The following is a 10,773-nucleotide window of genomic DNA, read 5'->3' as shown; positions in this document are numbered from 1 at the left end:
CCGAAGGCTCATCGGTGGATCGAGGCTTAGTACCGGGTGCACTCGCGACGGCTCGCCGTACCGCTTGGTCCTTGTCCTTCGCGAGAAGCTCGAAGGTCGCCGAGCTTACATACCCACTGCTGCGCACTTGGGAGATTCGCTTCGCGATCGGTTCCACAGGAGTCGTGGCCACGACGATCGCACGGAGATCCTCCTGCTCGTAGAGATACGCTCGCGTCGATGTTGGTGTTGCGGGATTCTCTGCCAGGGCCCGGGCTATTGCCCGCATGTTCGCCTTCTCCCGGTCGTGCCAACTGAACAAGCCCGACAAGGTCTCCGCCGAGGCTTGCATGTTCCTCGCCACCGCCAGCTTGATCTCTTGCGGCGCGTCGCGCCACGTGAGGCGGGAGAGAGTCGCTACCGGTGTCGAAGGATTACCAGCCGCAGCAACCTTCTCCGCGAGAGTGACTCCACGGCCGCCAAGTATGTTTCCGAGAACAGCTGCAGGCGTGCTCGGGTTGCCTAGCGCGGCGGCTCGAACGTGCTCGTCCCGGCTATTCGCGAGACGCTCCAGCGTGGCTTCAGGGGCGGAGGGGTTACCAGCGACCGTGGCGACAATGCCGAGTACGCTGTCGCCCGCCAGAGCAGCCAGAGCACTCGGGGGGGTGCTGGCGTTGCACGCAACGAGCGCGCGAAGCTCCGGGTTCCCGCTTCGCGCGAGCCTTGCCAGCCGCGCCGGCCGAGTCTGCGGGTCTTGTGCCGCGGAACGGCCGAACATCACGGCATCCGACTCGTCGACACCCGAGACGTATGGCATCGCGTTCCCGGTTGGAACCACGACGGGCAAGGCGTTCCGGGCATCGACGCTCCTCGGGCAGCGGGCAACGTGGATCAACACTATCGACAACATTCGACATGGCGTTCCGTGCCACCCGAACCTGCTGACGCAGTCACTTCATTGAGTAGCGTGGATCGTCATGGGTGGTGTTCAACGACTCCTCGACGAAATCGAATCGCGCGGATGGTCAGACGTCGGGAAGACAGTCTGCTCGGCATGCTTGACCGATTACGCGCTCAGCGCGGCGGTCCGTGAATCCGGCGGACGGGCGCCTTGTGACTACTGTCACAACTCACCCAGTCACCCCGAGGCAAGCGCGTCCGTCAACGTCGTGCTCGACCTCATCGTCGACGGCTTCCGGTACGAGTACGAGGATCCGGTAGAGCAGGTGGTCTACTCCTCCGCAGACGGTGGATACCAGATGGGCCTGCTGGATCCGTGGGACCTCCTGGGGAATCACGAGGTTACGGAAGATGGGCGCCTGTTTGAAGACCTAGCCACTGCGATCCAGCAAGACGCATGGGTCCAACGAGACCCCTACGCGGCCTCACCGACAGACGCCCTGCGGTGGGGATGGGAGGCGTTTCGCCAATATGTGAAGCATCGACGGCGATACACGTTCCTTGTCCGCGACACCACATCCATGTACGGCGCAGGCGAGATCACGATGGATGCGATCCCAGCGGCACTTGCCGACGCAGTGGAGACCGCGGGCCAGATACGGACACTCGACGCGGGAACGAAGTGGTGGCGTGTGCGTGTACACGCGTCTGGGGAGCACCATCGTTCGGCGACAGCGCTCGGATCGCCACCTGACCAATGGGCGAAGGACAACCGCATGACAGCCAAGGGCATGGGAGCGTTCTACGGTGCGACCACCGCCGTCGGCGCCCAAGCGGAAGTCGCTGGGTACGCGGGGCCGAAGGACGAAGGGACGATCGGGGCGTTCAAGCTGCTGCGCGACATCACGGTGGTGGATCTGACGATGGTCGACGAGGTGCCCTCACTCTTTGATCCCGATCGACGACATGAACGGGCACCGATTGCCTTCATGCGCGACTTCGTTGAGGATGTCGCTCGCGTCGCTGATCCGAGTGATCGCCAGAACCTGGACTACGTCCCGACACAGATCGTGGCGGAGTACCTGCGATACGAGCTGCGCGGTCCCGCAGGTCCCGTGGACGGCATACTGTGGCGCTCATCTAAAGATCCGGCGGTCACAAACTGCGTGGTTTTCGCGGCGAACGAACGGATGACTGACGCCGGTCATGCCAACGCCGACTCCCTCCTCGAACTTGACCCAGCCACAGTCCGAGTGATTGCGGCACCGCTTTGAGCGCCAGTTCAGCGAGAGTCTGCCATACCGATTAGGCCATACCGACGCCCGTTCGCGGGAACGCTGGATCGGTGGCGAAGCGGACCAGACCCGAGGATGCGGCCTGGAGCGACTACGCCGGGCAGCTCGCCACGAACCTTCAGCGACTTCGACACGAGCGCGGGCTCAGTCAAGAGGACGTCGCGTACCGCTCGGGGTTAACGCGCTACACGTACCAGAAGTACGAGAAGGGCGAGTCGAAGCCGGGGACGCCGGCGAATCCGACGATCCGCACCCTTCTCGCGATGTCGCAGACCCTGGGCGTCGCGCTCACGGACATCCTTCCGCCAGAAGCTCCCGACCTTCGGCTCCGCTGACGCCGAACGCCTCGGCCAGCTCGCGCCGCACCTCGACCCCCAGTTCCGTCAGGGTGAGCGGCTGTCCCCGCTGGGCTCGCGTGATCAGCGCACCACCCGCATCCGACCCAATGCGCTTCATCTGATTCGCCAGGATGCTGAGGGTCACGCCGATCTCGCGAGCGGCTGCCGTCATGGTGTCGTGCCGGGCAACGATGAGGAACCGCTCTGCTCGCTGCGTGGCATCCTGACCGACGAGGATCGTGCGCAAGAGCGGCGAGTCTCCGGCGCGCGGGTCGACGCGGATCGCAGTCGCTCGGCTCGCGCTCCCGCGGGCACGACGCGGGATACCGGCGGCCTCGAGGTGGCGATTGATCGTGGTCATCGTCACCCCCACCTCGGCCGCGATCTCGGGGATCGTGTGGCGCTCGACGATGTACCGCTCCCGTAGCCACTCCGGGTCGATCACGGTGCTTCTGCGACCGCGGCGCGTCTCCACTTCCTCGGCCGCGAGCACGCGACCGACAGTCTGACGGGCGACACCGTGGTCGAACGCGATCTCGCTGACCGAGCGCCCGGCGGAGTATGCAGCGACCGCACGCACCGAGTTCACCGCAGCCCGGGCGGGGCGGGCTTGCGGCCATCGTCCTTCGTTCGGGCTGGCGACCTCGTCTGAGACCCCGACAACCCCCAGCTCCGGCACCCACGAGACGGGCTCGTCGACGCCTTGCAGCCTCAGGAAGTCAGCGCCAACCGCGTCGAGTGCCGCCGCGACGGCAGCTGGCATGCCGGCTCGAAGGTCCCGTACCGCCGCGAAAGGAGGGAACCCGGGCTCGTCGGCGAACGGAGCCCGCGCCAGCCTGTTCCCGCTGAGCAGCACGTAGAGGTGTGCTCGAGCGACCTGCCAACGGCGAACCCCACCCGGCAGCACGTTCCTGCTTCGGCAGATCTCGCGCCACTCGTCGCGAGGCAGGATGCCGGAGTAGTCGATCGCCCGGCGGCGTGCAAAGTCGATCGGCGTCGGCGTCTCGTCGAGGAACGCAGCGATCCGCGCGATCGCGCGGATCGTGTCGGCCTCGGGCGCATTGCGGCCAAAGGAGCGCATGACGTGGCTGACCTGACGTCCCTTGGCCTCCTGATCGAGGAGCTTGATCGCTGAACCGTGAGTGAGTCGCGTCCCAACGAAGACCACCGCCGCCGCCAAAGCGCCGCCGGCGATCTCCGCGTCGAGCCGCCGTGGTGCGAGCCGAGCGGTCCATTCGGGCCAGAGAACCGCTGGGAGCTTCGCAGCGCGAACTTCCGGGTTGGTCACCCACACCTTCACGGCCTGAAGGGTCGCTGTGGGGCGTCTCGTTCGGCCGAGCGCACGACTCACGTGGTCTCGCAGGGGTGGGGAGTAGTGGTCGAGTGCCGTATGGATGCTCACGCGTCCGCGCAGCAGGTCGGTGATTCGTTCGCCTGCCTGCAGCGCCTCGAAGGCGATGGTGTTTCCGAGCGCGACCTCTCGGGCGGTGCTTGGCCGCAGCTCCACCTTTCCGGTACGTCGGTGGGACGTGATCGGGCTCGCGTCGGCCTGGCCTTCCGGCATCCACTCGAATCGCTCTCCGTCGACGAGCGCCTGTCGTCCCGCGCGAGACAGCAACAGCATGTCGGACAGGACCTGGATCGTGCTCGGTCGACCGTCTGCGTAGATGCCGAACTCGCCGATGCCGGTGGCTACGACCCTCAAGATCAGTCGTTGCGCTTCGCGCGTCTCGGAGTGCGCCGCCACGAACTCCTCGCTCGAGGTCAGGTCCGCACCGCAACGCGCCCGCAACACGGTCGATTCGGTTGCTGGTCGGTTGTGGCAGCGTCCCGGCTCCGGAACAAGCGTGAGGGGATGTCCGATGAGCCGCGGAGGCTGGCCGCATCCCGGGCACGCGTCGACGAGGAGACGCTTGTGGCGGAGGCAGGCGAACCCGAACGGGAACTGCCAAGACAGGCGCCATCGACCTCCCGAGTCGGCGAGGCACTCCGGGCAGTACCGAGCAGCGACTCCAGTGGCCGGGCACGACGCGCTGATGCGCCCCTGAGGTGTGAGGCGGATGGCGTTCGCCGCGAACGTGGTGCGCGTCATCGCCCGATACTCATCGCCCGACCGCCCGGTCGTGAGTTCGAGGTTGCGGAGTTGCTGCGGTTCGAGCGCGGTGGACCACGCCCGTGAGGATTGCGCTCCCGCGGCAGGGATCCCTTTCCCACCGACCAGTCCTAGTGCTCGCGCCATCTCGCCGACAGTGGCCCCGTAGCTGTGGGCCATGAACTCGACCCACGAATCGAGAGGTTCATCTGGAAGTGGCATGGCGACGTGCGGCAGGCGACGAAGGCTCATGCGATGGCCCGCGACGTGCTCCGCTTGGCCGCCGCACGCTTCATCTCCTCGAGCTCTTTCGCGACAACCTCCCGAGCGTCTTCGGCTGCGACATCGATGTCGATCTCGTCGAGCACCTCTCGAGTCAGCTCTTCGATGCCGTCCCGCATCGCATGCACAGCCCCGAGGGTGATCAGCTTGAAGAGCGAGCCGATCATGCCGGTCGAGCGCTCGTAGAGATAGTCCGCCTGTTCGCGCAGCATCCGGGGCTTTGCGTTGGCAAGCACGAGGTGAGTCTCGATCGTGCCGAGGAGCGAGAGCCAGGCTTTTCGATGCTCATCAACGGGGTGCGCGAACGGGGGAAGGGCGAGCCTGGTCCAGCGTCGCGCGATCTGTGACATTGCCAGCTTCTTGGTGGTCTTGCTCTCGCTGAGCAGTCCCGTGTCGGTCATGTTGACGCCGGTGAACAGGAAGGTCGCGGGGTACTCGTTGGCGAGCCACTTCAGCTCGTTCGCCAGCGCCACTCCCTCGTCCGTGTGGATCTTCAGGAAGTGCACGTCGTCGACGATGATCAACCGCGTGCCGTGACGGCGGACCGATTCCGCCGCGAGAGTAGCAAGGTTGCGGTTTCGCAGATGCCGAGTCTCCGCCGCGTCGGCGGAGGGGTGGTTGTAGAAGTTCAGGATTGCCTCGTTGAGCGCACGCGTGGTCGTGTGGCCCTTGAATGCAACGTGGCAGACCGGGATGTGGAGCGTCTGCCCGTCGTCGAAGTCACGCCCGTGCCTCAAGATCTGCCGTCGATGAAAGGCTCGCCCGAACGCGTCCACGGCAGTGGTCTTGCCCAGGCCTGGGGGCGAGTCGATGACCGCCGCCCCCTTGACTCGTGAAGGCCCCTGCTGGTTTGCGTCGAGAAGGTCCCACAAACGCACGTTGAGCCGCTTGACCTGAGGAGTCGTGACGAGGAAGTTCGCGTGATACCGCTCGCGCTGGTAGTCATAGGCGACCCGATCATCCTCCCCGAGCCTCTTGATCTGCTTCGCAGACAGATGCTCGGGCTTCTCGAGCGCCGGCCCCTCAGCGAAGTGTCGCCACCCCTCCCAGCGGGAGAGGAGTTCGTCACGCTCGAGCGGAAGGATCACAGGTCCTCCAGGAGGTCAATGTCGTCGAGATCTTCTTCGATAAGCACCTCGGCGGTGAGCGCGAGTGGATCGTCATTCTCGCTCGCCAGTGCCGGCGCGAGCGGGAGCATGCCCAGCTCGTCGCTCAGGTCCGGTCCGGCCATCTGCTGCGCGATCTGCCTAGCGATGTGCGGGAAGAACGGGCTGTCCGGGCCGTCCGCGGTCTCGGCCAGTTGCGCGGCAAGTCGCGCGCTGATGCGCTTCTCCGCGGGCGTGCTCGCGCGGCCGGCACCCCACCGCTCCAGGAGTTCGCCGAGCGCCTCGGACACATTCACGCCGTTGCGCCGGTCGAGCGCGATGCCCTTGGCGTACTCGAGCGCGTCGAGGCTGAATGGCACCGGCACCTTCGGTGCGTGCTCCCAGCGCAAGACGTGCCACGTGTTGTCGTCGGGGTCGTTGAAGTAGATCTGCGAGAAGTCGTCAGGGTTCACCGAGAACTGCCACTTCCGCTTGCTCTTCGCCATCGCCCGCGACCGGTCGTAGTACTTCCCCACGATGTCGCCGTTGTAGCGGAGCGTGCCGACCTCGACGCCGTAGTGGTTGAACTTGCGCTTGACGACAGGGAGCATCTCGAGCAGCAGGTTGGGGTTCGACGGAACACGGATGCGGCCGGCCACCGCGATCCCCTGCTCGAACTTCTGCGCAGGGCTCATCTTGGCTGCGGGCAGCTGCGAGTCGACGAGTCCGCCGTGCGGGCGGAGGTGGTAGACCGTGGCGATCCATTCACGGATGATCTGCTCGAGCTGAGGGATCGTGTAGACCGCCTCGCTCTCCGGCGCCTCCCCTCGGGAGGCGATGTCCTTGCCCTTGTAGCCGGGCAGCTCCTGCAGCATCTCGTCAATCGTGCGGAACCAGCGTTCGACCCACGCCTTGTCGGTGCCGGTGTAGACATGTGCGGGCTGGATGGAGATCCCGAGCCGCTGGCACACGCTCGCGACATGGATCGACATGAACGGCTTGCCGTGATCGATGATGATCGTGTCCGGAAGGATGCCGGGACGGCGGAACCGCAGCGCCTTGAGGTTCTCGACGTCGATGACGATGTTCTCCGGCACGCCATGGAACGGCCAGGTTGCTCGGTCGCCCCACTCGGCCGGCATCTCGCGGGGTGAGAGAGCCTCCATCAGCACGCCCGCCACGTCGACCGCCTTGGTGGAGATGGGTGCAAGACGGAGGCCGAGGATGGATCTGTCATAGAGGTCGAGGGCGACGGTCAGCTCGGCGCGCATCCACTTGCCGGTAACGGGTGCGACGCCGAAGACGTTGAGGGGCGTCGTGTCGAGAACGACGTACTCACCGGGTCTCGTCGCGACCAATCGTCCGTACGGCACGGGCGGCCGCGTTTCGATGGATCGCTGGGCCCGCATGCTGGCGCCGAACGTGCCCTTCCCGCGGGTGAGCTCGGCGACCGCGTCACGAGCGCTGGATTCGGAAGGTATCCGCACCTCGACATCCGGGTACTCGCGCTTGACCCTCGCCAACACGATGGCGAGGGTGGTCGTGACACTGCGCTTCGCGCCGCGAACGTTCTCCTCAACGACACGTCGGCACATGTCGACCCAGCGCGGATCGAGCCCGGAGAGCGCCGGCGTCCAGGACGTCTTCCGGAAGTCGAGCAGCGCGAGATCTTCGCCCTCGTCGAACCGATCGTCCCAGCGCTTCAGCGTCTTCGGGCTGACGCCAAGCTCTGCGGCCTTGGCGCGACGCCGCTCGTGGATGGTCGTGAGCTTCGGGTTGTACTCCGGTCGCGGCTCGTGCGGTTGAGCAAGAGTCGGCATCCCCGACGCGAACCCGGTGCGCATCTCTCGGACGTGCGCCGCCTTCCGCCTTGCCTCGTCGCGTTGCTCTTCCGTCGCGTCCGCCCAGATCAGGGCGAGCGGTGTGAGTGCAACCTCCTCGGACGGTATCCCGAACGCATCCGTGGCGCCGCGCAGAAGTTCGACGAGTCGCACGCGTCGGGTCTTCTTCGCGCCGTCGACGAGGACAAGGGCGTCGCCGGCGATCTCGATGACAGTGCAGAGACTGCCGTCGAACGAGACGGTGCTTCCGATGCGGATGTCGAAGGTGTGGCTCATGGCGTCTCCAATGCGGTGTGGTTGGCAAGGGCGGATGTGAGGTCGCAGAGAATCGAGCGGCGCCAGAGCAGGTGGAGCACGACCGCTCGCGCATAGGGGATGTCATCCAAGGCGGCCCCGGCGCTCCGCATGGCCGCGCCAAATGTGGGCGCCTCGCTTATCGCCGCCTCGACCACCTCGACGTCGCGCCGGGGAAACTGCCAGAGGCGTCGATACCCCGCAAGGAACCGGACGTTGGAGAGCAGCGCTGGGTCGGGCTCGGTGGCGATCCGATATCCCCATCCGCGGGATTGGATAATGTCGCCCGCCCACCGGAGTGCACCCGCGATCTCCGGGTCTTCCAGCCGGCGCTTCGGCTTGACCTCGATCACCGTGAAGCGATGGTCATCGTGCTCGATCATGTAGTCGGGCACGTAGCTTCGCTCAACACCGTTTCGATCGGCGATCAACTCGAACGGCTGCGATGCGATCCGAACCGCCCGATGGTCGAAGTCCTCGAGGAGAAGCGCCGCGAGCTCGAGGCGACTCTCGTACCCGACGAAGCCTTCCGTGGTGGCGCACCAGTAGCGCCCTGGGTAATGCCGCTGTCCCCGATGCCAGCGGAACGTCCGCCGAGGCTCGGCCTCGAAGACGTGTCGAGCCTCGAGATCCGCGAGTTTGCCCCGCTCGAGGTCATTCCCGTCGAGTCGCAGCGTGTACTGCGGTGGCGATGTTGGCACGTCAACTCCTACGAGTCGCGAACAATGAGTCATAACTCTTGATTCGTTAACGTACGGAGGTCTCTTCTGTTCTTGAGGTTCGACACGCGGGTCGAGTTCTTCGCGTTGGAGCTCTCTCGCATGCCGATGGCTGCGAGCAGTGAATGTGACATTTACGCTGGGGAGGTCAGATACACAACACGCGCCACGCCGTCGGACCACGCCCCGCGATGCTCCTGCTGCGCTGAGCGCCTCATGCGAAAATGAGGCGGTGGAGACCGTGCCGAGCGAACAGAGCGAGGAGCTTTCGAAGCTTGCCTTCGGAAGCAACCACATGCTCGCGCTCATGGCCGAGATCGCACGGTCCCCTGACGGAAAGTTCTCCACGCCCTCCGTCGCAACAGCCACGGGGCTGTCGACCAGCACGATCCACGCCCTGCTGAAGCGCCTCAAGCAGTTGGGGCTTGTCCGGCGAACGGATGAGGTCACCGCCGAGCGGATCAGGATCTACCAGCGCGCGGTGCACCCGACATGGGACTACGCACTACGGCTTGAAGCAGAGGCAGACGCACGCGCAGCCGGAACTTTCACCATCCAGTGGGAAGCAACCACGGCGCGTCGCTAGTAGACGCTCACGAAGGTCGTATGCCTAATCGGTATGGCATCCTTCCTCTATGAGCGTTGCCGAGGACCACTACGAGGCATTCGCGACTGCGGCTGAGGACCCGTACCTCGGCGCCCTCCTTGGGACGATCGATGAGCCCGGCGGAACCTCGACTGCCAATCGCGCCGGCATGCTCACGGTGGCCTGGTGGGACGAACGTGGCAACGGACCGACGTGCGCCGAACTCATCGAGGCGGTCTTCGAGATCGACGATTGGGATGCCGCGATCGAGGATCCCGGACGGACACTCTTCGAACGCCACGAACAACGCGACCTGCTCCAGCGATGGCTCATCAGCTACTGGACCCGGCTCGGAACGATAGCGTTCGTCCCCGGATACGACGACATCGTCCGGCCAGGACGCGTCGACGTTGTGGCCGAGGCGAACCGAACCGAGTCCGAGTAGATTGGCCAGTTCGGATCGAGGGGCACGCGTGCGAGAAATCATCATCGGCGGGCGCTCCATCACGGTCTCCCACGTCAAGACCGAGACGACGGAGTATGGCGACATCCAGCGCTACCGCATCGATGTGTCTGGCTCGGATGCCGTCACCCACCTGTCGAGCCTGCGCTCGTCGCCAAACATCGATGCGCGTGTCATGGCGTCGGTTATCGACACCGAGCTGCTGCTCGGCTACGAGGGGAGCGCAGAGTCCGGCCTCCTGCGCGATCCTGGGATCCGCGCCTGGCGTGACCAACACCGCCCACTGATCGAACAGGCGCTGGACCGGCTCCGCGACGAGATGAAGGATCTTCCTCCTGAGCCGGTGAGCGACGTGGAACGGCTCCTCCTGCGCGCCTTCGACATAAACGCCAACGACGAGGTTCGAGGTGCTTGACTATCCGACGTTCGACTTCGATCAGGTCGACTTCGTCACCTCCGACACGCACTTCAGCCACGCCCGCATCAGCGAACTCGCCGGTCGGCCCTATTCCACCGTCGAGGAGATGAACGAGGATCTCGTCTGCCGATGGAACGACACGGTGTCGCCAGGCGCCGTCGTCCTTCACCTTGGCGACGTGGCGCTCGGCTCGATCGAGGAATCGATCGCGCTCACCGCGCGGCTCAACGGGCGCAGGCTGCTCGTACCCGGGAACCACGATCGCGTCTCACCCGCGACACAGTCGAAACGGGCGATAGAGCGATTCCTGCCCATGTACGAAGCGGCGGGCTGGGAGATCCTCCCAGAGGTCATCGAGGGCACCCGCCACGGGTACCGGATCATCGCCTCGCACTACCCCTACGCCGGCGACAGCCAGGAACAGGACCGCCACACGTCGCATCGCCCACGGTGGGACGACGGCATCCCGCTCATCCACGGG

At 65.4% G+C, this 10,773-nt stretch carries 10 protein-coding genes and 1 pseudogene; 6 read left to right on the top strand and 5 right to left on the bottom strand.

The features are described 5' to 3' along the window. Positions 1-874, bottom strand: a pseudogene (locus MIC448_RS01240) (hypothetical protein); the annotation flags it as partial. Positions 875-1,037: 163 nt separating this feature from the next. Between MIC448_RS01240 and MIC448_RS01235 the strand changes: the two are divergent. Together MIC448_RS01235 and MIC448_RS01230 are read left to right on the top strand one after the other, a co-directional pair. Then, on the top strand, positions 1,038-2,153 hold the full coding sequence (locus MIC448_RS01235) for a HEPN-associated N-terminal domain-containing protein (protein ID WP_157811347.1): 1,116 nt from the start codon (positions 1,038-1,040) through the stop codon (positions 2,151-2,153). 71 nt (positions 2,154-2,224) lie between these two features. Beyond that, on the top strand, positions 2,225-2,509 hold the full coding sequence (locus MIC448_RS01230; protein WP_036294817.1) for a helix-turn-helix transcriptional regulator: 285 nt from the start codon (positions 2,225-2,227) through the stop codon (positions 2,507-2,509). Here the strand turns inward: MIC448_RS01230 and MIC448_RS01225 are convergent. From MIC448_RS01225 to MIC448_RS01210, 4 genes are read right to left on the bottom strand one after another with little or no spacing between them, the layout of a single operon-like run. Continuing rightward, positions 2,463-4,826 carry a TniQ family protein gene (locus tag MIC448_RS01225; RefSeq protein ID WP_243419823.1) on the bottom strand — a complete coding sequence of 788 codons (2,364 nt, stop codon included), beginning with the start codon at positions 4,824-4,826 and terminating at the stop codon, positions 2,463-2,465. The genes MIC448_RS01230 and MIC448_RS01225 overlap by 47 nt on opposite strands. A gap of 26 nt (positions 4,827-4,852) precedes the next feature. After that, positions 4,853-5,974 carry an ATP-binding protein gene (locus MIC448_RS01220; protein WP_036294811.1) on the bottom strand — a complete coding sequence of 374 codons (1,122 nt, stop codon included), beginning with the start codon at positions 5,972-5,974 and terminating at the stop codon, positions 4,853-4,855. Beyond that, complete coding sequence (locus MIC448_RS01215) at positions 5,971-8,088, bottom strand: DDE-type integrase/transposase/recombinase (protein WP_051512882.1); 2,118 nt, start codon at positions 8,086-8,088, stop codon at positions 5,971-5,973. Before MIC448_RS01215 ends, MIC448_RS01220 begins: the two co-directional genes overlap by 4 nt. Then, positions 8,085-8,807, bottom strand: coding sequence for a TnsA-like heteromeric transposase endonuclease subunit (locus MIC448_RS01210; protein WP_051512879.1), 723 nt, complete (start codon positions 8,805-8,807; stop codon positions 8,085-8,087). Before MIC448_RS01210 ends, MIC448_RS01215 begins: the two co-directional genes overlap by 4 nt. A 250-nt stretch (positions 8,808-9,057) precedes the next feature. On the opposite strand from MIC448_RS01210, the gene MIC448_RS01205 reads away from it, so the two are divergent. From MIC448_RS01205 to MIC448_RS01190, 4 genes are all read left to right on the top strand, one after another. Beyond that, positions 9,058-9,411, top strand: coding sequence for a helix-turn-helix domain-containing protein (locus MIC448_RS01205; RefSeq protein WP_036294808.1), 354 nt, complete (start codon positions 9,058-9,060; stop codon positions 9,409-9,411). Between the two features lie 49 nt (positions 9,412-9,460). Then, positions 9,461-9,856 carry a hypothetical protein gene (locus tag MIC448_RS01200; RefSeq protein WP_036294805.1) on the top strand — a complete coding sequence of 132 codons (396 nt, stop codon included), beginning with the start codon at positions 9,461-9,463 and terminating at the stop codon, positions 9,854-9,856. 28 nt (positions 9,857-9,884) lie between these two features. Further along, positions 9,885-10,289, top strand: coding sequence for a hypothetical protein (locus MIC448_RS01195; protein ID WP_036294802.1), 405 nt, complete (start codon positions 9,885-9,887; stop codon positions 10,287-10,289). Further along, positions 10,282-10,773: metallophosphoesterase (locus MIC448_RS01190; protein WP_051512877.1), on the top strand; the 492-nt coding region annotated here is incomplete at its 3' end. The genes MIC448_RS01195 and MIC448_RS01190, both read left to right, overlap by 8 nt.

This window comes from Microbacterium sp. C448 (assembly GCF_000582705.2).
GTDB classification, from domain to species: domain Bacteria; phylum Actinomycetota; class Actinomycetes; order Actinomycetales; family Microbacteriaceae; genus Microbacterium; species Microbacterium lacus_A.
The sequence above is the reverse complement of the archived record's forward strand: the minus strand, read 5'-3'. Positions and strand labels throughout refer to the sequence as shown.

Coding starts and splice junctions, on each gene's coding strand:
- MIC448_RS01225 (WP_243419823.1), bottom strand. CDS start 4,826: ATGCCACTTCCAGATGAACCTCTCGATTCGTGGGTCGAGTTCATGGCC.
- MIC448_RS01215 (WP_051512882.1), bottom strand. CDS start 8,088: ATGAGCCACACCTTCGACATCCGCATCGGAAGCACCGTCTCGTTCGAC.
- MIC448_RS01200 (WP_036294805.1), top strand. CDS start 9,461: ATGAGCGTTGCCGAGGACCACTACGAGGCATTCGCGACTGCGGCTGAG.